The sequence below is a fragment of the Streptomyces coerulescens genome, assembly GCF_042657965.1.
In the GTDB taxonomy this organism is placed as follows: Bacteria; Actinomycetota; Actinomycetes; order Streptomycetales; family Streptomycetaceae; genus Streptomyces; species Streptomyces coerulescens.
Window position 1 is genome coordinate 242,587 of the sequence record NZ_JBHSKM010000025.1, and the last position, 23,553, is coordinate 266,139.

Genomic DNA, 23,553 nt, shown 5'->3' on the forward strand with positions numbered 1-23,553 from the left:
GCGGCGCTTCGACACGCAACGCCCACAACCGCCTCACCTGTGAAGCCCCGGGAGCGGCGAGCCTCGAAGAACCGGGGCCGCCCCCTCCCGGGACCTCGGCAGGATCAGCGCCCGGCGGTCACCGTGCGGAGCCCGCGCACGCGCCGGCTGCGCACTCCGTCAGCCACTGGTCGAAGTCTGCGTCGTAGCGGGTGCCGATGTCGTCGGCGTAGACGGCGTGGCCGCCGGGATAGTCGCCGACGCGGAAGCGGGCGAGCATCCGCTGGATGTCGTCCGGGTGCTTCTCGAACATGTACCGGACCGCGAGGTAGCCCCATGGGTAGGTGCGGGTCACATCGCTGTTGGTGTAGGTGTTCCGGAACAGGGTGCTCAGCCGGTAGGTGTGCCTGCCCGCCTCCGTGACCGCCTGGTCGTAGGTGATGCCGCGGTAGCCGTAGGAGACGTACTCGGCGAGTCCCTCGATCCACCACACGTCCGGCACCGACGTCTGCTCGGCGAAGTCGCCCTTCATGTTGAGGCGGGCGTCGAGGTAGTGGGTGTACTCGTGGTTGAGGTTCCAGATCCGGGCGGCGTGCCCGGTGTCCTCGCTCTTCTGGTACATGACCGCGAACGGCTCGTTCGCGGGGTCGGCCGGGTCACCGATCAGGGTCATGCCGCCGTTGTCGGTGCTGATGCCGAAGATCGCGCCGGCGTACGTCCGGTAGTCCTCACGACTGGCGAAGACGAAGAGGTCGAGGGTCGACAGGTACTGGCCCGGGATGGGCCCTGCGTCCCGGACGAGGTCGTGCACATACGCGTCCTGGCGCAGCACGCTCGCACACGCCGCGTCGAGGTCGGCCGAGGTGAGCGACTGGGCCCCGATGCTGCGGTCGGCGTCGCAGCCGTGGGTGATGGGCAGGGCGGCGCGCATCAGCTGTCCGGACAGGTCGCAGACGCCGTAGTAGGTGCAGTTGGCGCGGTCGTAGGCGTCGGCCTGAGTCGCCACCGCCACCCACAGAGCGGCCGTGGGTCCGGTGATGCGGCTCGTGTCCAGCAGGTGTTTGGCCCGGGGGCGCACCGTGCTCCGCAGTGCCGGGTGCTCGACGTAACGGGCCACGTTCATCCCGGCGTTGGAGGTGAGGTACGCACGGTCGGTGCCCAGCAGATCGAGATGGTCGAGGGCGAAGGTGTGGAGGGTGCGGACGACGGACGGGTCGGCGGTGACCGCCCTGACGTACGCCGTGTTCCAGTTGCCGCGCCAGAGCGGGGTGTACACCGAGTTCACGGCCGCGAGCATGCTGTGGATGGTGTCGTAGGAGCTGTCGTAGCCGCGCAGGATCCGCTGGTAGACCCGCAGATAGCGGGCCTGCTGGTCGGCGCTGTCGGTGAGGATGACGACCTCGCCCAGCACGTCGCCGTTCGCGTCGGTGACGTCCCCGGAGTGCGGGCGGGCGAAGAAGGCGTCCAGGCCGCGGGTGGTGTTACGGCTCAGGGCGGCGCCGTACGGGCCGACGTCTTCCGGGTGATTGAACTGCACGTAGTAGCCGGCCCGCAGGAACAGGACGAGTTGCCACACACCGGCGGAGTTGTCGCCGTTGTAGGTCCGTGCCGCTCGGGTGAACGCCTCGGCGACCGTGACCATTTGGGCCTCGCGGAAGACGGCGCGGGCGTCGGCGCCGGTGACCGCGAACAGGGTGTTGACGCAGTCCGTGGTCGACGCCTTCACGAACGCGACGAGGGCCGCGCCGGTCCTGCCGCCGAAGTCGCCGGGGGTGCACGGGGCCGCCCGGAGTCCCGGCTCCGGGCTCGGACGGGTCGGGACGCGCTCCGGCGGCAGGGGCGGCAGGTGGGTGCGGCTGAGCGGCCGGTCCTGTACGGCGGGACGGGCGGCGGTGGTGACGGTCGGGCCGGTCGGTGGCGGCTGTGCCGTGTCCCGGGAGGTGACCGGGACGGCGTCGGCTCGGGGCGCGGGGTTCGCGAGTGCCGGCGTCGACAGTAAGCCGCCGAGGGTGACGCAGACGGCGAGTGCCGTGACCATGCGTCTGGGCAGCACGAAGCGGTAGCGCATCTGGATTCCTCCACGGACGGATGCGCCTCGGAGTGGGGTGCTGAGGCGCGTGTGGCACTGTCTCAACGCCTCGCCGCACCAACAATGGTGTGTGACATAGCACATGGCACCGAGGGGCCATAACGCCCCGACACCCGCGATGAGTTGTGGCTAGGCCCCCGGCACGCTCCACATACGTGCGGCCCAGGTCCTCAAGTGCGGTGACTGTGCGACGAGTTGGCGGTGCGCCTCGGCCGCGGACTGGAACAGGGCGTCGGCCAGGTCCTCGGCGACCGCCGCACGCCGCCAGGCCAGCACGTACCGGCACCACAGCGGCGTCCCGGCGAGCGGCTTGACGACCACGTGCGGCATCGGCCGCATCGTCGGCTGCACCACGGCCACACCGAGCCCGTCCGCGATCATCCCCTGCAACTGCTGCTGGTCGCCGAGGAATTCGTGCACGGCCGACGGTGTGAAGCCGGCCGCCGTGCAGGCCGTGTAGAAGACGCCCGGCCAGCCGGCTCCGTCGTCGGGCGTCAGGAACCAGGCCTCGTCGGCGAGGTCGGCGAGCTCGACCTGGGTGCGCTGGGCGAGCGGATGCCGGGACGGCAGGGCCACGAACGTCGGCTCGGTGACGATGCCGCGATGGGCCACCGCCTCGGAGTGCTCCAGCTCCCTGCCCGGGTAGTCGGCGGCGATGGCCGCGTCCACGACGCCGTCCTCCAGCAGCTCGACGATCCGCGACGAGGCGTAGACGCTGCTCACCGCGAGGGAGACGTCCGGCAGCCGGGAGCGCAGGCCCGACACCATGCCGGCCAGCATCGGCGAATTGGTCGCGGCCACTCGCAGGGACCGGCGTTCCGCCGCGGCACCGGCGGCCGGACGGCGGCCGATCGCGTCGGCGCGGGCGAGGACGTCACGCGCCTGGGCGACGACCTCGAAGCCGTACGGGGTCAACCGCACACCGGTCGGGCCGCGCTCGAAGATCGACTCGCCGAAGTACCGCTCGATGCGCCGGAGTTGGGTGCTCATCGCGGGCTGCGAGTAGCCGAGCTCGGCCGCGGCCCGGCCGACGCTTCCCGCGTCCGCGATGGCACACAGCACACGCAGATGCCGTAGCTCCAGCTCCACCCGCTCACTCCTCCTCCGCACCACAAGGCCACCGCCCGAGCAAAAGGTGCAAATAACAGCAATAGCACACACTCTTGCTGCACACAGACCCCCCTTTGAACGGTCATCCGAACCTGCGGTTAGCATATGAGCGCCACCTAGCTCGAAAGATAGGCCCGTGACTGTCAACGACGACTCGTTCACCAACTGGAAGAACCGCGAGGAAATCGCGGAATCGATGATCCCGATCATTGGGAAGCTGCACCGGGAGCGGGACGTGACCGTCCTTCTCCACAGCCGCTCCTTGGTGAACAAGTCGGTGGTCAGCATCCTGAAGACCCACCGGTTCGCCCGGCAGATCGCGGGTGAGGAGCTCTCGGTCACCGAGACGCTGCCGTTCCTGAAGGCCCTCACCGAGCTGGACCTCGGCCCGTCGCAGATCGACATCGGCATGCTGGCCGCCACGTACAAGGCCGACGACCGCGGTCTGACCGTGGAGGCGTTCACCGCCGAGGCCGTCGCGGGTGCCACCGGCGCCAACAAGATCGAGCACGGCGAGGGCCGCGACGTCGTCCTGTACGGCTTCGGCCGCATCGGCCGCCTCGTGGCCCGCCTGCTGATCGAGAAGTCCGGCTCCGGCAACGGTCTGCGGCTGCGTGCCATCGTCGTGCGCGGCGGCGGCGACCAGGACATCGTCAAGCGCGCCTCGCTGCTGCGCCGTGACTCCATCCACGGCCAGTTCCAGGGCACGATCACGGTCGATGAGGCCAACAGCACGATCAACGCCAACGGCAACGCGATCAAGGTGATCTACGCCAACGACCCCAGCGAGGTCGACTACACGGCGTACGGCATCAAGAACGCCATCCTGATCGACAACACCGGCAAGTGGCGCGACCGCGAGGGCCTCTCGGGCCACCTGCGTCCCGGCATCGACAAGGTCGTGCTGACCGCGCCCGGCAAGGGCGACGTCCCGAACATCGTGCACGGCGTCAACCACGACACCCTCAAGCCGGACGAGCAGATCCTGTCCTGCGCCTCCTGCACCACCAACGCCATCGTCCCGCCGCTGAAGGCGATGGAGGACGAGTTCGGTGTGCAGCGCGGTCATGTGGAGACCGTCCACTCCTTCACCAATGACCAGAACCTGCTGGACAACTACCACAAGTCCGAGCGCCGTGGCCGCAGCGCGCCGCTGAACATGGTCATCACCGAGACCGGCGCCGCCTCGGCCGTCGCCAAGGCGCTGCCCGACCTCAAGGCCCGGATCACCGGCAGCTCGATCCGCGTCCCGGTCCCGGACGTCTCGATCGCGATCCTCAACCTCCAGCTGAAGCGCGAGACGAACCGCGAGGAGGTCCTCGACTATCTGCGTGACGTGTCGCTGACCTCGCCGCTGCGCCGCCAGATCGACTTCATCACGGCGCCCGACGCGGTCTCCAGCGACTTCATCGGCTCCCGCCACGCCTCGATCGTGGACGCGGGCGCCCTGAAGGTGGAGGGCGACAACGCGATCCTCTACCTCTGGTACGACAACGAGTTCGGCTACTCCTGCCAGGTCATCCGAGTCGTCCAGCACGTCTCCGGCGTGGAGTACCCGACGTACCCGGCCCCGGCGGTCTGATCCCACCCGGCTGCCCGGTGCGCGCAAGCACGCACCGGGCAGCGCCCCGAAGGGGCGCGGGGAACTGCGCGACCGGCCACAACGGCGCCGCAGACGAAAACCAACCCCCTTCGGCTCTCCCAGCAACGCGCTCAGTGGCCCCGAAACGCCTCCTCCAGCCACCACGCCCCCTGATCGGCGACCACCTTCGCGTCGATCAGCAGCGGAGCGCTCCGCGGACCGGCGACCCAGTCCGCCACCGCCTTCAGGTCGGCCCGCGTCCGCACGGTCACCGCCTCGAAGCCATAGCCCCGTCCCACGGCCGCGATGTCCGTGGGCGGGAAGCGCACGGTGTCGAGCGGGTGCCCGTCGGGCCCGAAGTGGTGCACCTCGGCACCGTAGGCCTCGTCGTCGTACACGACGACCACCATGGGCAGTCCCAGCCGGCGAACGGTGTCCAGCTCCACGGCGCTCATCAGCGCGCCGCCGTCCCCGAGCGCGGCCACCGGCAGCCGGTCCGGCCGGGCCAGCGCGGCGCCGATGGTGGTCGCGAGACCCAGCCCGATCGACTGGAAGGCCTGGGTGAAGCAGAAGCCCTGCTCGTCCGGCACCGACAGATACATGGTCGGGTAGCCCATGAAGTTGCCCGAGTCCACGCCGACCACCCGCTCGGCGGGCAGGATCTCGTCGAGCGCGATGCCGAGCGTCCTCGGGTCGATCCGCTCGCGTGTGCCGGTGTCCTCGTACGGCACGTCGTGCCAGCGCAGTCGTGCCGCGAGGGCCGCCGCGGTCTCCGGGGTCCGGTAGCCCTCCCGGGGTTCGCCACCCGCCCCTGTCACCCGGTGTGCGGTGAGGCGGACATCGCCGGTGACCCCGAGGTGGACCGGCCGGTGCGCGCCGAGCGCCGACGGGTCGTCGTCGACCTGGACGACGGTGGCGTCGGCGCCGATGAGACGGCCGTGCCGCATGGTCCACATGTTCAGCGCGCACCCCCAGCCGACGACGAGGTCGGCGCCCTGGATCAGTTCGACGGCGAGCGGGGAGGCGAAGCCTCCGGAGACGTCCAGGGACCACGGGTCGCCGTGGAAGAGCCCGCGGGCCACGGCCGAGGTCGCGAGCAGCGCGCCGTACCGCTCGGCGAGCGCGGCCAGGGCCTCCCGGGCGCCGGGTTGCCGCGCTCCGCGTCCGGCCACGAAGACCGGGCGCCGGGACCGTGCCAGTACCTCGGCGAGAGCCGTCACATCGGCCGCGGCCGGCTCCGCGGCGGGCCGCGGCGTGGGCGGCGCCACCTGCGCCAGGGCACCCTCGGGAGCCTCCAACGCCTGTACCGGAAGAGGGAGGTTGAGCACGACGGTACGCCGCTCCCGCACCGCGAGCCGGACCGCCGCGCACGTCTGCTCGACGGCCTCCTCGGCCGACGTCACCCGGACCGTGGCGGCGCCCACCGCACGGGCCAGTGCCTCCTGGTCGACGTAGAAGTTGGACCGGGGCTCGGTCACCTCGGCCGCCAGCACGATCAGTGGCGTGCGGCTCTTCGCCGCCTCCGCGATACCGGTCATGGCGTTCGTCAGTCCGGGTCCCTGATGGACGCTCACGACCGCGACCTCGCCGCTGGTACGGGCGTACGCGTCCGCCATCGTCGCCGCGCCGCCCTCGTGGCGTGCGGCGACGAAGCGCGCGCCCGCCGCGATCATCGCGTTGGTGACATGGAAGTTGCCCGACCCGACGACCCCGAAGACCTGGCCGACCCCGGCCGCGCACAGCGCCCGGCCGACCGCTTCCGCGACCTTCATCGCCGCTCCACCAGGGCGAGCACACGCGCGGGGGCGCCGGAACCGGTGACGATGGGCAGCGGCCCCGCGACGACGACGGCGCCGGTCGGCGGCAGCGCGGCGAGGTTCTGCAACTGCGTCAGGCCGTACTTGTCGCTGCCCATGAGGTAGGAGTGGCAGGGGAAGGCGGGGTCGAAGGAGTGCGCGGCGCCGGCGTCCGTGCCCACCGTCTCCACGCCCATTCCCAGGACCGGCGACTCCTCGGCGACCCAGCGGGCGCACTCCGGCGACAGGCCGGGGGTGTGCGGGCCGTTCTCGTCGGCGTTGAGGAACGCCTCCTGGGAGTGCGAGCGGGTGTCCCAGCCGGTGCGCAGCAGCAGCCAACCGCCGTCCGGCAAGGGGCCGTTCTCGGCTTCCCAGGCCTTCACGTGGTCGATCTCGACCAGGAAGTCGGGGTTCGCGGCGGCCTCGGCGGTGAAGTCCAGGACGGCCGCGGGCGCAAGCAGGTTGCGCGCGGGCACCGAGGCGACGTCGGCGAGGTCCTTGCCGGTGACCCAGTGGTTCGGAGCGTCGAAGTGGGTGCCGGTGTGCTCGCCGCTGCGGAAGTTGTTCCAGTACCAGGCGGGGCCGCGGTCGTCGTACCGGCTGATCTCCTCCAGCTCGAAGACGGCGGTCTGGCCGAACTGGGGCGGCAGTTGGATCACGGGGGTCGACGACGACAAGGGCGACGTCAGATCGACGACTTCGATCGATCCACCGCGCAGTCCGGACACCAGCGCGGCAAGGACGGACGGCTCGGACATGGCGCCTCCTCGAACGGACGGTGTTCGCACCCACAGCATCTCAGTACTGCTCCCTCCCGCCCCATGGGCGCGAGAGGTACAGAGGATTCGGCCTGTTCAGGGCAACTCTGGTCAGCGGCGGGGTAGCACGCCCAGGAGGGTTGCAGTCAGGGCCAGCTTCAAGGAGTCCTTCAGATCCAAATGGAAACGGGCCAGGTCGGGCTCGGCCTCGTAGGCCGCCCGCAGGCTGGGTGGGGGCGTGCTGTACGCCGACAGCGCGCCGGCCATGACCATGGTCTGGAGGCTGAACTGTGTTGCGTTCTCACCCAGCTCCGGCAGGTACTTCCGGATCAGGGCGGTCATGCTTGTCAGGCGGTCCAAGGAGGAGCGCTTGTAGCGTGCCACGACCTCGACGGAGACGTTGTGTTCCAGGACGCTGCCCTGTGCGCCGAAGAGATCGCACAGCACCGTTCGGCCGGACAGCGAGCGACTGAGGATCTCGGCCACCGCCGCCGCTCGCTCGGGCATGGGGAGATCTTCGTCGATGCCGGCGGCCAACTCCCCTGCCAGGTCCGTCAGCCACTCCCGCAGGAAGCGGTCAAGCAGTTCCAGCAGCACCGCCTCGCGAGACTCGAAGTAGCGCAGCACGTTCGGCTTCGCCAGGCCTACACGGCGGCTGAGCTCGTTCAGGGTCACCGCGGCCACAGGCATCTCGTCGAGCATCGCCGACGCCATGTCGAGGATCGCCCGTCGGCGGATCTCCCGCTGCTCTTCAGTTCGCGCCCGCTGGAAAGTCACGATCGCCAGTCTAGATTAGGTACCTTCGGTACGTTGACAACATACCGAAGGTACTTTAACGTCGACGGTACAAGATACCTTCGGTACGTTAACCGGCTGGGAGCCTGACATGGGCGAGAAGTGGACGACAGCAAACATTCCGGACCAGCGCGGGCGGGTGGCCGTGGTGACCGGGGCCAACACCGGCCTGGGGTACGAGACCGCCAGGGCGCTCGCCGAGCACGGGGCGTCCGTGGTGCTCGCCGTGCGCAACGCCGAGAAGGGAATGCGGGCCGCGGCCCGCATGACCGGCGAGGTGACCGTTCAGGCGCTGGACCTGACCTCGCTCGACTCCGTGCGGACCGCGGCGGCGGCGCTGCGGTCCCGGTTCGACCGGATCGACCTGCTCATCAACAACGCGGGCGTGATGTACACCCCGAAGGAGACCACCGCCGACGGCTTCGAGATGCAGTTCGGCACCAACCACCTCGGCCACTTCGCGCTCACCGGGCTGCTGCTCGACCTGATGCTGCCGGTGCCCGGCTCACGCGTGGTGACGGTCAGCAGCACCGGCCACCGCATCCGGGCCGCGATCCACTTCGACGACCTGCAGTGGGAGCGGTCGTACGGCCGGGTCGGCGCCTACGGTCAGTCCAAGCTGGCCAACCTGATGTTCACGTACGAGCTGCAGCGCCGGCTCGCCAGGCACGGCACCACCACCGCTCTCGCCGCCCATCCGGGCGTGTCCAACACCGAACTCATCCGCAACGCCCCCGCCGCGCTCCGCCTGCCCGTCACCTGGCTCGCGCCACTGATCACCCAGACGCCTGCCATGGGCGCCCTGCCCACCCTGCGCGCCGCCACCGACCCCGGCGCGCTCGGCGGCCAGTACTACGGTCCCGGCGGGCGCAACGAGATCAAGGGCCACCCCCGGTTGGTCACCTCCAGCCCGGAGTCGTACGACGTAGCCGTCCAGCAGCGGCTGTGGGCCGTCTCCGAAGACCTCACCTGCGTGAAGTTCCCCGTCGCTCAGTCCCAGCAGAACTCGTTTCCCTCCGGATCGGCCACCACGATGTAGCCCGCGCACAGGGAACCTGGAGGGGCGGAATCGCGTTCTTGTCTGGTAACGGGGTGGCAGGTCGGCCTGCCGACAGGAACGAAGGTGACACGATGAGTGACAAGGCCCGCAAGCTGTTCGAGGCGCTCGACCTCGACCACAACGGGACCCTGACACGCGCGGAGGTGATCATCGCCCTGCGGACGAAGGGGCCGTCGCTGGCCGCGTCGGGAGACCTGCCGATATGGGGCCTGGGCGACGAGGACGCCTCCTCCGCCCTCTTCGACGCCGCCGACCAGAACGGGGACGAGGTGCTGACCCTGGAGGAGTTCTCGGCCGTGGTGGACCGCCGTTTCGGCTGGCGCTGAGCCGGAGCCCGGGGAGCACGGTCACCAGTCCCCCGCTCGGTCCGAACGCCCGGCGCCGGCCGCGGCGGCCGCCTCGTCGACGCGTTCGGCGACCCATGCCAGGAAGGTCTGCACTTCCGTGGCGGGCAGTGCGGTCGCGGCGTCGCGTGCACGTTCGTAGCTGCGCAGCGCGGCGGCGATGAGCGGCCGGAAGCGTTCCTCGGACGCGGCGACCGCCTGCGCGGCCCGCCGCTTGGCCTGCCAGCGGCCCGTGCGGCAGAACCGCACCGAGCGGCAGCCATTGAGGACCCGGTTGTCGGCGAGATGTCCCTCGGCGGCGCTGTGCTCGCGGACCGAGGCTCGGATCGCGGTCAGCAGGTCGGCGCGTTCGGGTTCGGCGATCACCTCGCGCGGCGGACGGCCGTACAGCGGCAGCCCGGACCGATGGGCGACGGAACGATCGATGACGTACCAGAACGCGGGCGACTCGGCCGGGTCGAAGCTGACCCGGCTCGGCAGCAGCGGCCCGGTGTTGAGGTCCAGCAGATAGCCGCCCTCGCCGGACGGACGGGCCGCGAAGTCCTCGTCGTAGACCACCAGCTCCAGTCCCGTGGCGGGGCAGGGCAGCGCGGGGTGCGCCAGGGCGGTGGCGAGGTCGGACAGGGTCCGCTCGGGCAGGGGCTCGTCCACGACGACCGTCACATCGGTGTCGCTGCGCCCGTGCCGGTAGTCGCCGAGCGCGACGGAGCCGACCGCGACGACGCTCACCAGGTGAGGCCCGCACACGGCCCGCGCGCGATGGACGGCTTCTTGGAGGTAGGGGCGGAGTTCGGCGGGGACGGAGTGCGGCTGCGCGGGAGTCCGGGTCATACGGTCAGTGTCCGTGTCGGTAGCGGCCGGAAATCGACGAATGCCCGAGAACATCCGGACCGGGCGACCCTCAGGCATGCCGGCGACATCCGGTATCACGCCAATGTCGGCATACGGCGACCCACGAGCGACCGGCGCCCCGCCACCACCCGCGGCCGTCCCGCCGCGCCCCGTGCCGTGGGCAAATGCACCCCCAGACCATGCTTCACAGACTCGCCACAGAGCCATCACACCAGGTACACATTCGGCCGTTCCGTCGCCGACCCGTCCGCGCCGGGGCAGACGGCCCGGGCGACGACTGCCTAGCCTCCCGGGCCATGCGATCAACACGTACGAGACGCATGGGTCTCGCCGCCCTCCTCGGCCTCCTGCTCGCCGTCTTCGGACTGGCGCCCAGTGCGAGCGCCGCGGACCCCGCACCCGCCGCCCTGACGTTCGCCACCGACGCCGCCACCACGACGCCCGGTGGCACGGTGCAGCTCTCCATGACGATCACCAACAACAAGACGTACGACGTCCTGTTCATCTACCAGACGATCGAGCCCACGTGGCTCACCACGCAGCGCCCCGACCTGAAGTACAGCTTCACGGGCTGCACGCTCGCCACGGCCGCCGGCAGTACCCCGTGCGCCGGCACCGGCCCCAACAACCTCGGCACCAACTACGGCGCCACCATCCCGCCCGGGCAGAGCCGCACCGTGACGCTCACCCTCCAGGTCGCCGCCGACTCCGGCTGCAACGGCAACATCGGCTTCTACTCGTACTACTACGCCGAGTTCAGCGACCGGACGAACACCAGCGGGGGCCCGGTCTTCACGCCGGAGACCCGGGTGCTCTGCGCCTGACGTCCGACCCGGCGGGTCCGGACGGGCCCGCCCACGCCCCGCGCAGATGCCTCCCCTGCGCGGGGCGAGACGGCTCCCGGCTCAGGCCAGTTCGACCAGCAGGTCACCGCCCTCGACCTGCTGGATGCGGTTGATGGCGAGCCTGGCCACCGTGCCGGCCTTGGCGGCGGTGATCGAGGCCTCCATCTTCATCGCCTCGATCGTGGCCACCGTGGCACCGGCCGCCACCTCGTCGCCCTCGGCGACCGTCAGGGTCACCACGCCGGCGAACGGCGCCGCCACATGCCCGGGGTTGGCCCGGTCCGCCTTCTCCGTCACGGGCACGTCCGAGGCCGCCGCCCGGTCCCGGACCTGGATCGGCCGCAGCTGCCCGTTCAGCGTGGACATCACGGTGCGCATGCCGCGCTCGTCCGCGTCGCCGACGGCCTGCAACTCGATCAGCAGCCGCACCCCGCGCTCCAGGTCGACGGCGTACTCCTTGCCCGGGCGCAGCCCGTAGAAGAAGTCCTTGCTGTCCAGCACGCTGGTGTCACCGAAGGTGTCGCGGTGCGTCTCGAACTCCCGCGTGGGCGCCGGGAACAGCAGCCGGTTGAGGGTCCCGCGCCGGTCCTTCGCCAGCCCCTCACGGTCGTCGGCGCTCAGCTCCTGCACCGGCTTGGCCTCGGCCCGGCCCTGCAGCGCCTTGCTGCGGAACGGCTCGGGCCAGCCGCCGGGCGGCGTGCCGAGCTCGCCGCGCAGGAAGCCGATGACGGAGTCGGGGATGTCGAACCGGTCCGGCTCCCCCTCGAAGTCCTGCGGGGAGACCCCGGCGCCGACCAAGTGCAGCGCCAGGTCACCGACCACCTTCGAGGACGGGGTGACCTTCACCAGGCGGCCGAGCATCCGGTCGGCGGCGGCGTACATCGCCTCGATCTCCTCGAACCGGTCGCCGAGGCCGAGCGCGACCGCCTGGGTGCGCAGGTTGGAGAGCTGCCCGCCGGGGATCTCGTGGTGGTAGACCCGCCCGGTCGGCGAGGCAAGCCCCGCCTCGAACGGGGCGTAGACCTTGCGGACGCTCTCCCAGTACGGCTCCAGGTCGCCGACCGCCTGGAGATCCAGGCCGGTGGGCCGCTCGGAGTGGTCGGTCGCGGCGACGATCGCCGACAGCGAGGGCTGCGAGGTGGTGCCCGCCATGGACGCCACCGCTCCGTCGACCGCGTCCGCGCCGGCCTGGATCGCGGCCAGGTAGGTGGCGAGCTGCCCGCCCGCGGTGTCGTGGGTGTGCACATGGACCGGCAGGTCGAACTCCCGGCGCAGTGCCGACACCAGCTTCGCCGCGGCCGGTGCCCGCAGCAGGCCTGCCATGTCCTTGACGGCGATGACATGGGCGCCGGCGTCCACGATCTGCTCGGCAAGGCGCAGGTAGTAGTCCAGGGTGTACAGGCGCTCCGCCGGGTCGGACAGGTCGGAGGTGTAACACAGGGCCACCTCCGCGACCGACGTGCCGGTCTCCCGTACGGCCTCGATCGCGGGCCGCATCTGGGAGACGTCGTTCAGGGCGTCGAAGATGCGGAAGATGTCGATGCCGGTGGCGGCGGCCTCCTGCACGAAGGCGTCGGTCACCTCGGTGGGATACGGGGTGTAGCCGACGGTGTTGCGGCCGCGCAGCAGCATCTGGAGGCAGATGTTCGGGGCGGCCTCCCGCAGGGCCGCGAGGCGCTCCCACGGGTCCTCGGCGAGGAAGCGCAGGGCGACGTCGTAGGTCGCGCCGCCCCAGCACTCCAGGGACAGCAGCTGGGGCAGGGTGCGCGCGACGACAGGGGCGACGGCGAGCATGTCCTTGGTGCGCACCCGGGTGGCGAGCAGCGACTGGTGGGCGTCGCGGAAGGTGGTGTCGGTGACGCCGATGGTCGGCGAGGCGCGCAGCCAGCTCGCGAAGCCCTCCGGGCCCAGCTCGGCGAGCTTCTGCCGCGAACCGGCCGGCGGCTCACGGGTCGGCAGCGGCGGCACCTTGGTCAACGGATCGAGCAGTTCGGGCCGTTCGCCGTGCGGCTTGTTGACGGTGACGTCGGCCAGGTAGGTGAGCAGCTTGGTGCCGCGGTCCGCGGAGTGACGGGCCGTCAGCAGGTGCGGGCGCTGCTCGATGAACGACGTGGTGACCCGGCCCGCCTGGAAGTCGGGGTCGTCCAACACCGCTTGCAGGAAGGGGATGTTGGTGGCCACACCGCGGATGCGGAACTCGGCCACGGCACGCCGGGCGCGGCCCACCGCGGCACCGAAGTCCCGGCCCCGGCAGGTGAGCTTGACCAGCATCGAGTCGAAGTGCGCGCTGATCTCCGTACCAGCGTGGGTGGTTCCGCCGTCGAGCCGGATGCCCGAGCCGCCCGGCGAGCGGTAGGCGCTGATGCGGCCGGTGTCCGGGCGGAAGCCGTTGGCCGGGTCCTCGGTGGTGATACGGCACTGCAGCGCGGCGCCGCGCAGCGTGACGGTGTCCTGGGCGAGGCCGAGGTCGGTCAGGGTCTCGCCGGCGGCGATGCGCAGCTGCGACTGCACCAGGTCGACGTCGGTGACCTCCTCGGTCACCGTGTGCTCGACCTGGATGCGCGGGTTCATCTCGATGAAGACGTGGTTGCCGTCGCGGTCGAGCAGGAACTCCACAGTGCCGGCGTTGCGGTAGCCGATCTGCCGGGCGAAGCGGACGGCGTCGGCGCAGATACGGTCGCGCAGCTCGGGGTCGAGGTTCGGGGCGGGGGCGAGTTCGATGACCTTCTGGTGGCGGCGCTGCAGCGAGCAGTCCCGCTCGAAGAGGTGGATGACGTCGCCGTGTCCGTCCGCGAGGATCTGCACCTCGATGTGACGGGGCTCGACGACGGCCTTCTCCAGGAAGACGGTCGGGTCGCCGAAGGCGGAGGCCGCCTCGCGGGACGCCGCCTCGATGGACTCGCGCAGCTGCGCGGGCTCCTCGACCCGGCGCATACCGCGCCCGCCGCCGCCCGCGACGGCCTTGACGAACACCGGGAAGCCGATGTCATCGGCGGCACGGACCAGTTCGTCCACGTCGTTCGACGGCGCCGACGAGCCCAGCACCGGTACGCCGGCCTCGCGCGCGGCGGCCACGGCGCGGGCCTTGTTTCCGGTCAGCTCCAGGATGTCGGCGCTCGGTCCGACGAAGGTGATGCCGGCCTCTTCGCAGGCCCGGGCGAGGTCGGGGTTCTCGGAGAGGAATCCGTATCCCGGATAGACGGCGTCCGCTCCCGCCCGGCGTGCCGCTCGGACGATCTCCTCCACGGAGAGGTAGGCCCGCACCGGATGTCCCGGCTGCCCGATCTCGTACGCCTCGTCGGCCTTGAGCCGGTGCAGGGAGTTGCGGTCCTCGTGCGGGAAGACGGCGACGGTGCGCGCGCCCAGCTCGTAGCCTGCGCGGAAAGCGCGAATCGCGATCTCACCGCGGTTGGCGACCAGCACCTTGCGGAACATTCTTGATCCCTTCAGCCTGCCGGAGACGGACACCCATGGTGTCGGCGGCTCCCCTCATCACGCCATGTGAGCCGGGCCACTCGCCAGTCGGCGGACACCGGTCACGGTCACCACGGGTACCCAGGTGACCGGACGGGCCTACGCTGTCTGTGAGCCTTCTGTGTGGTCGAGGGTGGTGTGAGCGAGGTGCCCTCATGGTCGGCGCGATACACCGCGGTGCCAATGCGCACGACGCGATCGAGGAGTGGCCGGCGCGGCTGACGGCCGCGGTGGAGCACGCGGGCGTGTTCGAGGACCTGCTCCCGCTCGCCCTGTGGGTGGTCGACGGCGACGGGCGTCTGGCGCAGTGGTCGCTGGCCGCGCAGGACCTGCTCGGCCATACGCCGGAGCAGATGGTGGGACAGGACGCCAAGCGTGTCCTCGTGCCCGAGGAGAACCACGAGCTGGCGGACCGGCTGGCCGGGTCGGTGCGGACGGGCGCGGCGGTGGTCGCACGGCTGCCGGTCCGGCATCGCGACGGGACCCTCGTCGACATGGAGATGTGGCACTGCCCGATCGCCGACGCGCGGGGGCGCACGGGTGTGCTGGCCATCGCCGCGGAGACGTCGGCGGTGGAGCGGATGCGCGATGCGCTGGCGGCGCTGGAGGGACTGTTCACCCAGTCCCCGATCGGCCTCGCCATGCTCGGCCCCGACCTGCGGTTCCTGCGGGTCAACGAGGCGCTGGCCCGGATGGACGGCGTCCCGGTGGCCGAGCACATCGGCAGACGCGTGCCCGAGATCGCCGCCGGCACCGACAGGCTGGAGTCGGTGATGCGGCAGGTCCTGGACCGCGGTGAGGCGGTGGTGGACTTCCGCTACACCAGCGCGTCGGCGGACCCGGAACGGCAGCGGACGTGGTCCTGCTCCTACGCCCCCTTGCTCGGGGGTGCCGGGCAGCGGGTGGGCGTGATCGCCTCGCTGATCGACGTCACACAGGAGCAGCGGGCCCATCTGGAGGTGGAGCGGGCACGGCGGCGCCTCGCGCTGCTGGCGGAGGCGGGCACGCAGATGGGTTCCACGCTGGATCTGACGCAGACGGCGCAGGAGGTGGTGCGGGTCCTGGTGCCCCGGCTCGCGGACTCCGCCGACGTCCAGCTGCTGGAGGAGGCGGTGGCGCCGGACGAGACCGCGGCGTCGGCGCACGGCGTGGTCCGGCGGGCCGCGGCGTCCTTCACGGATCCGGCCGCGCCGGCCGATCACCTCGCGGTCGGCAGCACGCTCCAGGTCCCGCCCGGCTCGGTGTACGAGCAGGTCATCCGCGAGGGGCGGCCGATGAACCTGTATCTGTCCGACATCGGCCCGCTGATCCCCGCCCCCGGCGCCGACCGGCTGCGCGAGTATCTGCGCGCCCGGGTGGGTGCGGCACGCCTGGTGCCCATGGTGGCCCGGGGCACCGTGCTGGGCGCGGTGGTGGTGACCCGGACCCGGGACCGCGAGCCCTTCGACGACCAGGACACCTTGCTGATCGACGAGCTGGTCGCCCGGGCGGCGCTGAACATCGACAACGCACGCATGTACAGCCGGGAGCGCGACGCGGCGCTCACCCTGCAGCGCAGCCTGATGAACCCGTCCCTGCCCGCCGTCGGCGGACTGGAGCTGACCGCCCGCTATCTGCCGGCCGGCGACCACGAGGTGGGCGGCGACTGGTTCGACGCGATCGCCCTGTCGGGCGGCCGGACCGCGCTGGTGATCGGCGACGTGATGGGGCACGGCATCCACGCGGCGGCGGTCATGGGCCAGCTGCGCACCGCCGTACGGACCCTGGCGCGCCGGGACACGGCACCCGACCAGGTGCTGCGTTCCCTGGACGCCACCGTGGCCGATCTGGGCGACAACGAGATGGCCACCTGTCTGTACGCGGTGCACGATCCGGCCGACGGCCGCTGTGTGATCGCCCGGGCGGGCCACCCGCCGCCCGTGGTCGCCGACGCGCGCGGGACGGTCGCCTTCCTGGACGGGCCCGCGGGCCCGCCGCTGGGCGTGGGCGGGCAGGGCGGCGAGGTGCAGGAGGTGGTCCTCGCCCCGCACAGCCTGCTGGTGATCTACACCGACGGTCTGATCGAGACCCGTGGCACGGACCTCGACCAGGGCATGCGCCGGCTGGCGCGGGAGCTGCGGCATCCGGAGCATCCGCTGGACCGGCTCTGCGACGACCTGCTGGCCCGTCTGATGCCCGAGGTGGCGGACGACGACGTGGCCGTGCTGCTCGCCCGGGCGCTGCCCCGATGAACGGGGACGCGGTCCGGTCGCGGGCGTGCTTCGCGGGGGCGCCCCGGTCGCGACGACAAAGCGCGCGGCGCCCCTTCGGCCGATACTGGGAGTGAGCCGCTACGAATCCGACCATGCGCAACCGCAGGACCGGCCGGGGCGCCACACCGCGGGCCCCGGGAACGGCGCGAGATGGGTGGGCGATGCACGACACATCCCCGACGCTGCTCAGTGAGAGCCCGGAGGATCCTTTCTCGGTCCACCGATCCGCGTCGGCGGTGCTGGACGACCGCGGGCGCGTCGTCGCGTGGAGCGATCAGGCCACGGCGTTCCTCGGGCACGAGGCCGACGAGGTGCTGGGCCGGCCGGTGCGCGAGGTGCTGGTCGCCGACGGGGACGAGGCCGTGATCGCCGAGGCGACCGCCTCGTGCCTGCGCGAGCGGGGCTGGTTCGGGCTGCTGCCGGCGCGCCACCGCGACGGGCACCGGGTGTATGTGGGGTTCAGGGCCCGGCGGGTGCATCGGCTGGACTCCGCCGACGAATGGCTCCTCATCGGCTCGCTCGCCGAGGACATCGCCCAGTGGGAGATCGACCGGTCGGTGCTGGACGGTCTGTTCCGCCGGTCGCCGGTGGGTGTCGTGGTGCTCGGCCCGGACCTGCGTGTGCTGCGGGTGAACCGGGCGATCGCACGGTTCGGCGGACTGCCCCCGAAGGCGTACCGCGGGCGGCGCGCCGGCGAGTTCCTGTTCGGCCCCGACGCGGACCTGGCGGAGGCCAAGCTCCGGTCGGTCCTGGAGACCGGCAGGCCGGTGATCTTCGCCGAGCAGCACGCCCGGCTGCTGCACGACCCGCACCGGGAGCTGGTGATCTCCATCTCCGCCTTCCGGATGGAGGACCCGTCCGGGCGGGTGCTGGGCGTCACCGAGATCGTCGAGGACGTCACCGAACGTCACCGCGCCCGGCGGCGCCTCGCGCTCCTCAACGAGGCCGGGACCAGGATCGGCAGGACCCTGGACGTGGCCACGACCGCGCGTGAGCTGGCCGAGGCCGCGGTGCCCGAGCTCGCGGACGCCATCTCGGTGGATCTGCTGGAACCCGTGCCCCGGGGCGAGGAGCCGGACCCGCACGCCATGGGCCCGCTGCGCAGGATGGCGGCCCGCGCCATCCGGCCCGAGGCGACGTCCGTGATGTATCCCGAGGGCCATCTGTTCTTCTTCCCGGAGCGAACGGCGCCGACGAAGTGCCTGGCCGAGCGGCGTCCGGTCCTGCTGCCCGTGCTGGAGGCCAACTCCGGTTGGTTCGACTCCGAGCCGGAACGGGCCGCGCGGGCGCTCGCGATGGGCGTCCACTCCCTGATGGTGGTGCCGCTGGCCGCGCGCGGCGTGATCCTCGGGCTGGTCTGTCTGTGGCGCTCGAGGCAGCCGGAACCCTTCGAGGAGGACGATCTGACGCTGGCGGAGGAGTTCGCCGCCCGGGCCGCGGTCTGCATCGACAACGCCCGCCGCTACACCCAGCAGCACAGCGCGGCCGAGGCCCTCCAGCGCAGTCTGCTGCCGGGTGAGGTGCCCGAGCACCCGGCGCTCGACACGGCCCACCGCTATCTGCCCGCGCAGGCGTCCACCGGGGTCGGCGGCGACTGGTTCGACGTCATCCCGCTGTCGGGGCTGCGTGTCGCGCTGGTGGTCGGCGACGTGGTGGGCCACGGCATGCACGCCTCGGCGACCATGGGCCGGCTGCGCGCCGCCGTACGGACCCTGGCCCACCTCGACCTGTCCCCGGACGAGGTCCTCGCCCGGCTCGACGACCTGGTCGACCAGCTGGCCACCGAACAAAGGCAAGCCGAGGACAGCACCCCGCAGATCATCGGCGCGACCTGCCTGTACGCGATCTACGATCCGGTCTCCCGGCACTGTGCGATGGCCCGGGCCGGCCACCCGCCGCCGACGGTGCTGGGGCCGGACGGCCGGATGTGTCCGTTCGACGTGCCCGCCGGACCGCCGCTCGGGCTCGGTGGGCTGCCGTTCGAGACGGCCGAGCTGGAACTGGCCGAGGGCAGCCTGATCGCTCTGTACAGCGACGGTCTCCTGCTGGCCGACGGCCGCGACATCGACGAGGGACTGACGCTGCTGCGGAACTCGGTGACCGGTCCGTCTCGGTCGCTGGAGCACACGTGCAAGGCGGTGGAGGACGCGATGCTGCCGGACCGGCCGGCCGACGACGTCACGCTGCTGCTGGGCCGGACCCGGGTGCTGGCGGCGGACGACGTGGCCACCTGGGAGCTGCCGGCCGAGCCCACGGCGGCCGGCCGGGCCCGGACGCTGGTGACGGAGCAGCTGACGCAGTGGGGGCTGGAGGAGCTGGCCTTCACCACCGAACTCATCGTCAGCGAACTGGTCACGAACGCCTACCGGTACGCGGGCGGCCCGGTGCTGCTGCGGCTGATCCGCAACGGCCATCTCATCTGCGAGGTGTCCGACTCCAGCAGCACGTCCCCGCATCTGCGCCAGGCCCGCAGCACCGACGAGGGCGGACGCGGCCTGTTCCTGGTGGCCCAGCTCTCCGAGCGCTGGGGCACCCGGTACGGCCGCAACAGCAAGACCATCTGGACCGAGCAGCCCCTGTCGGGGAAGCACACCGATCCGGGTGCCTGACGCGTCACGCGCCGTTCGGGCGGGTGTCCGCCGGTACGGCGGCCGGCAGGCCGAGCGCGCCGGCCACATGGCGCCAGATGGCGGCGAGCGCCGAGTCGAGGGTGACCGTCGGGTCCCGCAGCATCAGCCGGATGCCGTAACCGTCGCTCAGGGACAGCACGAGGGTGCTGAGGTCGTCCACGTCGGCCGGCGTGAACTCGCCGGAGTCGATGCCGCGCCGTATCGCGTCGGACACCCAGCCGTGCAGTTGGGCGTACAGATCGACGGCGAAGACCCGGGTGGTCTCGTCGCGCAGGGCCCGCACCCACAGTTCCTGCCACAGCCGCCAGTCCTGGTGGAGTTCGGGGTCGGTGGGCAGCAGGTTGCGCACGATGCGGGCGAGGATGACCGCCGCCGGCGCCGTCCCCGCGTCGCGGTCGACGTCGAGGGCGGTGCTGGCGAACGAGTGCGTCATCGCCTCGGTGAACAGCTTCTCGCGGGTGTCGAAGTGGTAGTGCAGCAGCGCCGTCGACACACCGGCCCGCTCGGCGACCATGCGCATGCGGATCTTCTCGAAGCCGATGTCGGCGATGACCTCGCACGCCGCGGTCAGGATGCGCTCGCGGGTGTCTGCCGTGCGCACCTTGGTGGCCACCGTGCGGCTCCCCTCGTCCGGTCGTCGTCCGCCATGGCCATCTTCCCTCACGGGCGCCCCGCCGGTACCGGTGCCCCACGCTCCGGTCGTCCGTCGTAGACATGGAAGCCCCGCCCGGACTTGCGCCCCAGCAGGCCGGCCTCCACCATCCGCGACAGCAGCGGCGGCGGCGAGTACTGCGGTTCGCGGAACTCGGCGTACAGGGACTCGGCGATGGCCCGGGTGGTGTCGAGGCCGATGAGGTCGGTCAGGGCCAGCGGGCCGAGCGGGTGTGCGCAGCCCAGGACCATGCCGCGGTCGACGTCCTCGACGGTCGCGCTGCCCGACTCCACCATGCGGATGGCGGCCAGGAGATAGGGCACGAGCAGCGCGTTGACGACGAAGCCGGCCTTGTCCCGGGTGCGGACGACCTCCTTTCCGAGCGTGCCGGTCACGAACTCCTCGGCCCGCTCGGTGGTGGCGGGCGCGGTGAGCAGCGACGGCACGAGTTCGACGAGCCGCAGCACCGGTACGGGGTTGAAGAAGTGCACGCCGACGACACGGTCGGGGCGGGTCGTCGCGGCGGCGAGCCGGATGACCGGGATGGAGGAGGTGTTGGTGGCGAGGATGGTGCGCTCGTCGGTGACCACGGAGTCGAGGCGGGTGAACACGTCGACCTTGAGGCGTTCGTCCTCGGCGACCGCCTCGATGACCAGGTCGTGTTCGTGCAGTGCCGCCATCTCGTCGACGACGGTGACCAGGTCCGCGGCCCGGTCGCGTCGTTCGGCGTCGATCCTGCCGCTCGCGGCGGCCCGGTCGAGCGAGCGGGTGACGCGGAGGCGGCCCGCCCGGGCGGCCTCCGCGTCACGCTCCACGACCGTGACCGGCACGTCGGCCCGTGCGCACACCTCGGCGATGCCCGCGCCCATCAGACCGCAGCCCACCACCCCCACGCGCTTGATGTCGGTCATCGGTCTCCCTCTCTCGTGCGGTGCGGCACGCGTCATGCGACCGGCAGGTCCAGGACCCCGGAGCCGCGCTTGATGAGTTCGTTGGCGATGATCAGCCGCTGGATCTCGGAGGTGCCCTCCCAGATCCGGTCCACGCGCAGCTCGCGGTAGAGCCGTTCGACGGCGTAGGCGCGGTCGTAGCCGCGGCCGCCGTGGATCTGCAGGCACCGGTCGATCACCCGGCCGGACGCCTCGCTCGCCGAGAGCTTGGCGATGGCCGCCTTGGCGTGCAGGGTCTTGCGGTCCTCGGCCGAGGAGTGGTCGATCTCCCAGGCGACCTGGTGGGTGTAGGCACGGTTGACGGCGATGTCCACGGCGCAGTCGGCGAGCATGCCCTGGATCAGCTGGTACGAGGAGATCGGCGCCCCGAACTGCTCCCGCTCCACGGCCCAGTCCCGGGACAGTTCCAGCGCACGCTCGGCGGCGCCGATGGTGCGGGCCGCGATCATCAGGCGCTCCTCGGTGAACCAGGAGCGGGTGATGTCGTAGCCCTCGCCGATGCCGCCGAGCACGGCGTCCTCGCCCACCTGCACATCGGTGAAGGTGAACTCGGGGTGCTCGTAGACGAAGGTGTGCATGAAGCGCGGGACGCGCGTCATCTCTATCCCCGGGGTGTCCTTGTCGACGAGGAAGAGGGTGGGCGCGCGGTCCGGTCCTGCCGCGGCGAGCACGATCATGAAGTCGGCATGGTCGCCGACGGTGACGAACCACTTCTCGCCGTTGAGCACCCAGCCCCGGTCGTTCCTGGTGGCGGTGGTGGTGAGGTTCTGCGGGTCGGAGCCGGCGCCGCGCTCGGTGACGGCGTAGCAGTCGCGGCGCTCGCCCTTGATCACCGGGACGAGGAAGCGCTCGCGCTGCTCCGGGGTGCAGAACCGCAGCGCGTTCGCGGGGCGCCACACCATGTCCCACAGGGCGCCGGTGAGCCGCCCCAACTCCTCCTGCACGGTGACCTGTTCGGCGATGGTGAGGCCGGCGCCGCCCCATTCGGCGGGCATGTTGACGGCCTGGAGTCCGGCGTCCAGCACGGCGTCGCGGACCTTGGCGTGCGCGTCGGCGGGCAGGCCGTTCTCCTCCTCGCACTGGTTCTCGTAGCCGGCGATGAAGTCGGTGAGAGCACGGGCGTCGGCCTTGAGCTGAACCTGACGCGGGGTGAGACGGAAGTCCATGGAAGTCCTCGCTGTGCGGTACGAAAAGGGTGGGTGTCAGTGCGTGGGCAGGGCCAGGGCGCGGGTGCCGCGCTTGATGAGCTCGTTGGCGATGATCAGCCGCTGGATCTCGGAGGTGCCCTCCCAGATCCGGTCGACGCGCAGCTCGCGGTACATGCGCTCGACGGGGTAGGTGCGGTCGTAGCCGCGGCCGCCGAAGATCTGCAGACACCGGTCGGCGACCCGGCCTGCGGCCTCGCTGGCGGCGAGCTTGGCGGTGGAGGCCTTGGCGTGCAGGGTCTTGCGGTCGGTGCCGGGCTGGTCGGCCTCCCAGGCGACCTGGTGGGTGTAGGCGCGGTTGACGGCGATGTCGACGGCGCAGTCGGCGAGCATGCCCTGGATCAGCTGGTACGAGGCGATGGGCGCCCCGAACTGCTCGCGCTCGACGGCCCAGTCCCGGGCGAGCTGGAGGGCACGCTCGGCGGCGCCGACGGTCCGGGCGGCGATCATCAGGCGTTCGTCGGTGAACCACTCCTTGGTCAGTTCGTAGCCGTTCCCGACGCCGCCGAGCACGTCCTCGTCGGCGACGAAGACATCGGTGAAGGTGAACTCGGGGTGCCCGTTGACGGCGGAGTGCATGAAGTGCGGCAGCCGGCTCATCTTCACGCCGGGCGCGGCCTTGTCGACGAAGAACAGGGTGGGCAGCTTCTCGGGTCCGGCGTCCGCCTGCACCAGCAGGAAGTCGGCGATGTCGCCGCAGGTGACGAACCACTTCTCGCCGTTGAGCAGCCAGCCGCCGTCGGTGCGGGTGGCCGTGGAGGTGCCGGAGGACGGGTCGGAGCCGGCGCCCGGCTCGGTGACGGCGAACGCGTCGAACCTCTCGGCGCGGATCACCGGCAGCAGGTACTTCTCGCGCTGCCGCTCGTCGCCGTACGCCAGGACGTTGGCGGGCCGCCAGGGGATGTCCCACAGGCAGTTGGTGACCTTGCCGAACTCCTCCTCGACGATGACCTGGTCGAGCAGGCTCAGGCCCGCCCCGCCCCACTCGGCGGGCATGTTGATGGCGTAGACCCCGGCGTCTATCGCGGCGCGGGTCAGTTCGGTGACGAGTTCCTGCGGCAGGGGTCCGCCGGCCTGTTCGGACTGGTCCTCGTATCGCATCAGCAGGCGGGCGTAGTCGGCGGCACGCCGCTTCAGGTCGGCCTGTTCGGGGGTGTAGCGCATGTCCATGGGGACCTCT

17 protein-coding genes are annotated in these 23,553 nt (G+C 71.4%); 6 read left to right on the forward strand and 11 right to left on the reverse strand.

Annotated features, from left to right (window positions below):
- Positions 1–118 precede the first annotated feature (118 nt).
- Both ACFPQ9_RS33165 and ACFPQ9_RS33170 read right to left on the reverse strand, forming a co-directional pair.
- On the reverse strand, positions 119–2,047 hold the full coding sequence (locus ACFPQ9_RS33165; RefSeq protein ID WP_380861747.1) for a collagenase: 1,929 nt from the start codon (positions 2,045–2,047) through the stop codon (positions 119–121).
- Positions 2,048–2,197: 150 nt separating this feature from the next.
- Complete coding sequence (locus ACFPQ9_RS33170; protein ID WP_380861749.1) at positions 2,198–3,157, reverse strand: LysR family transcriptional regulator; 960 nt, start codon at positions 3,155–3,157, stop codon at positions 2,198–2,200.
- 157 nt (positions 3,158–3,314) lie between these two features.
- Between ACFPQ9_RS33170 and ACFPQ9_RS33175 the strand changes: the two genes are divergently transcribed.
- Positions 3,315–4,760 carry a glyceraldehyde-3-phosphate dehydrogenase gene (locus tag ACFPQ9_RS33175; protein ID WP_380861751.1) on the forward strand — a complete coding sequence of 482 codons (1,446 nt, stop codon included), beginning with the start codon at positions 3,315–3,317 and terminating at the stop codon, positions 4,758–4,760.
- Between the two features lie 131 nt (positions 4,761–4,891).
- Here ACFPQ9_RS33175 and ACFPQ9_RS33180 read toward each other — a convergent pair whose 3' ends face one another.
- From ACFPQ9_RS33180 to ACFPQ9_RS33190, 3 genes are all read right to left on the reverse strand, one after another.
- Positions 4,892–6,532, reverse strand: a complete 1,641-nt coding sequence (locus tag ACFPQ9_RS33180; protein WP_380861753.1) for a thiamine pyrophosphate-binding protein — start codon at positions 6,530–6,532, stop codon at positions 4,892–4,894.
- The gene (locus ACFPQ9_RS33185) at positions 6,529–7,314 is read right to left on the reverse strand and encodes a cyclase family protein (RefSeq protein ID WP_380861755.1); all 786 of its coding nucleotides are present in this window, start codon (positions 7,312–7,314) and stop codon (positions 6,529–6,531) included. Before ACFPQ9_RS33185 ends, ACFPQ9_RS33180 begins: the two co-directional genes overlap by 4 nt.
- 111 nt (positions 7,315–7,425) lie before the next feature.
- On the reverse strand, positions 7,426–8,091 hold the full coding sequence (locus tag ACFPQ9_RS33190) for a TetR/AcrR family transcriptional regulator (protein ID WP_380861757.1): 666 nt from the start codon (positions 8,089–8,091) through the stop codon (positions 7,426–7,428).
- A 109-nt stretch (positions 8,092–8,200) separates the two neighbouring features.
- Here ACFPQ9_RS33190 and ACFPQ9_RS33195 point away from each other — a divergent pair, with 109 nt between their 5' ends.
- Together ACFPQ9_RS33195 and ACFPQ9_RS33200 are read left to right on the forward strand one after the other, a co-directional pair.
- Complete coding sequence (locus tag ACFPQ9_RS33195) at positions 8,201–9,148, forward strand: SDR family NAD(P)-dependent oxidoreductase (protein ID WP_380861759.1); 948 nt, start codon at positions 8,201–8,203, stop codon at positions 9,146–9,148.
- 92 nt (positions 9,149–9,240) lie between these two features.
- The gene (locus ACFPQ9_RS33200) at positions 9,241–9,495 is read left to right on the forward strand and encodes an EF-hand domain-containing protein (protein ID WP_380861761.1); all 255 of its coding nucleotides are present in this window, start codon (positions 9,241–9,243) and stop codon (positions 9,493–9,495) included.
- Between the two features lie 21 nt (positions 9,496–9,516).
- On the opposite strand, the gene ACFPQ9_RS33205 is transcribed toward ACFPQ9_RS33200, so the two are convergent.
- A complete protein-coding gene (locus ACFPQ9_RS33205) occupies positions 9,517–10,344 on the reverse strand; it encodes an aminoglycoside adenylyltransferase domain-containing protein (RefSeq protein WP_380861763.1) in 828 nt (275 codons plus the stop codon).
- 317 nt (positions 10,345–10,661) lie between these two features.
- On the opposite strand from ACFPQ9_RS33205, the gene ACFPQ9_RS33210 reads away from it, so the two are divergent.
- A complete protein-coding gene (locus tag ACFPQ9_RS33210) occupies positions 10,662–11,189 on the forward strand; it encodes a hypothetical protein (protein ID WP_380861765.1) in 528 nt (175 codons plus the stop codon).
- Positions 11,190–11,270: 81 nt separating this feature from the next.
- Here ACFPQ9_RS33210 and ACFPQ9_RS33215 read toward each other — a convergent pair whose 3' ends face one another.
- Positions 11,271–14,645, reverse strand: coding sequence for a pyruvate carboxylase (locus ACFPQ9_RS33215; protein WP_380861767.1), 3,375 nt, complete (start codon positions 14,643–14,645; stop codon positions 11,271–11,273).
- Between the two features lie 194 nt (positions 14,646–14,839).
- Here ACFPQ9_RS33215 and ACFPQ9_RS33220 point away from each other — a divergent pair, with 194 nt between their 5' ends.
- Positions 14,840–16,915 carry a SpoIIE family protein phosphatase gene (locus ACFPQ9_RS33220; protein WP_380861769.1) on the forward strand — a complete coding sequence of 692 codons (2,076 nt, stop codon included), beginning with the start codon at positions 14,840–14,842 and terminating at the stop codon, positions 16,913–16,915.
- A 182-nt stretch (positions 16,916–17,097) separates the two neighbouring features.
- Complete coding sequence (locus ACFPQ9_RS33225; RefSeq protein ID WP_380861771.1) at positions 17,098–19,545, forward strand: SpoIIE family protein phosphatase; 2,448 nt, start codon at positions 17,098–17,100, stop codon at positions 19,543–19,545.
- Between the two features lie 4 nt (positions 19,546–19,549).
- On the opposite strand, the gene ACFPQ9_RS33230 is transcribed toward ACFPQ9_RS33225, so the two are convergent.
- Genes ACFPQ9_RS33230 through ACFPQ9_RS33245 form a run of 4 tightly spaced genes read right to left on the reverse strand, consistent with a single transcriptional unit; the run spans position 19,550 to position 23,543 of the window.
- Positions 19,550–20,179 (reverse strand): TetR/AcrR family transcriptional regulator, encoded by a 630-nt coding sequence (locus tag ACFPQ9_RS33230; protein WP_380861773.1) that lies wholly within the window; start codon positions 20,177–20,179, stop codon positions 19,550–19,552.
- 47 nt (positions 20,180–20,226) lie between these two features.
- Entirely contained in the window at positions 20,227–21,129 is a 903-nt protein-coding gene (locus ACFPQ9_RS33235) for a 3-hydroxybutyryl-CoA dehydrogenase (protein WP_380861774.1), read from the reverse strand.
- A gap of 32 nt (positions 21,130–21,161) precedes the next feature.
- Complete coding sequence (locus tag ACFPQ9_RS33240) at positions 21,162–22,334, reverse strand: acyl-CoA dehydrogenase family protein (protein ID WP_380861776.1); 1,173 nt, start codon at positions 22,332–22,334, stop codon at positions 21,162–21,164.
- Between the two features lie 36 nt (positions 22,335–22,370).
- Positions 22,371–23,543, reverse strand: a complete 1,173-nt coding sequence (locus tag ACFPQ9_RS33245; RefSeq protein ID WP_380861778.1) for an acyl-CoA dehydrogenase family protein — start codon at positions 23,541–23,543, stop codon at positions 22,371–22,373.
- Between the last annotated feature and the right edge of the window lie 10 nt (positions 23,544–23,553).

Excerpts from the sequence above, each read along its gene's own strand:
- ACFPQ9_RS33165 (WP_380861747.1), bottom strand. The coding sequence starts at position 2,047 with ATGCGCTACCGCTTCGTGCTGCCCAGACGCATGGTCACGGCACTCGCC.
- ACFPQ9_RS33180 (WP_380861753.1), bottom strand. The coding sequence starts at position 6,532 with ATGAAGGTCGCGGAAGCGGTCGGCCGGGCGCTGTGCGCGGCCGGGGTC.
- ACFPQ9_RS33185 (WP_380861755.1), bottom strand. The coding sequence starts at position 7,314 with ATGTCCGAGCCGTCCGTCCTTGCCGCGCTGGTGTCCGGACTGCGCGGT.
- ACFPQ9_RS33195 (WP_380861759.1), top strand. The coding sequence starts at position 8,201 with ATGGGCGAGAAGTGGACGACAGCAAACATTCCGGACCAGCGCGGGCGG.
- ACFPQ9_RS33200 (WP_380861761.1), top strand. The coding sequence starts at position 9,241 with ATGAGTGACAAGGCCCGCAAGCTGTTCGAGGCGCTCGACCTCGACCAC.
- ACFPQ9_RS33205 (WP_380861763.1), bottom strand. The coding sequence starts at position 10,344 with ATGACCCGGACTCCCGCGCAGCCGCACTCCGTCCCCGCCGAACTCCGC.
- ACFPQ9_RS33210 (WP_380861765.1), top strand. The coding sequence starts at position 10,662 with ATGCGATCAACACGTACGAGACGCATGGGTCTCGCCGCCCTCCTCGGC.
- ACFPQ9_RS33215 (WP_380861767.1), bottom strand. The coding sequence starts at position 14,645 with ATGTTCCGCAAGGTGCTGGTCGCCAACCGCGGTGAGATCGCGATTCGC.
- ACFPQ9_RS33220 (WP_380861769.1), top strand. The coding sequence starts at position 14,840 with ATGGTCGGCGCGATACACCGCGGTGCCAATGCGCACGACGCGATCGAG.
- ACFPQ9_RS33225 (WP_380861771.1), top strand. The coding sequence starts at position 17,098 with ATGCACGACACATCCCCGACGCTGCTCAGTGAGAGCCCGGAGGATCCT.
- ACFPQ9_RS33235 (WP_380861774.1), bottom strand. The coding sequence starts at position 21,129 with ATGACCGACATCAAGCGCGTGGGGGTGGTGGGCTGCGGTCTGATGGGC.
- ACFPQ9_RS33240 (WP_380861776.1), bottom strand. The coding sequence starts at position 22,334 with ATGGACTTCCGTCTCACCCCGCGTCAGGTTCAGCTCAAGGCCGACGCC.
- ACFPQ9_RS33245 (WP_380861778.1), bottom strand. The coding sequence starts at position 23,543 with ATGGACATGCGCTACACCCCCGAACAGGCCGACCTGAAGCGGCGTGCC.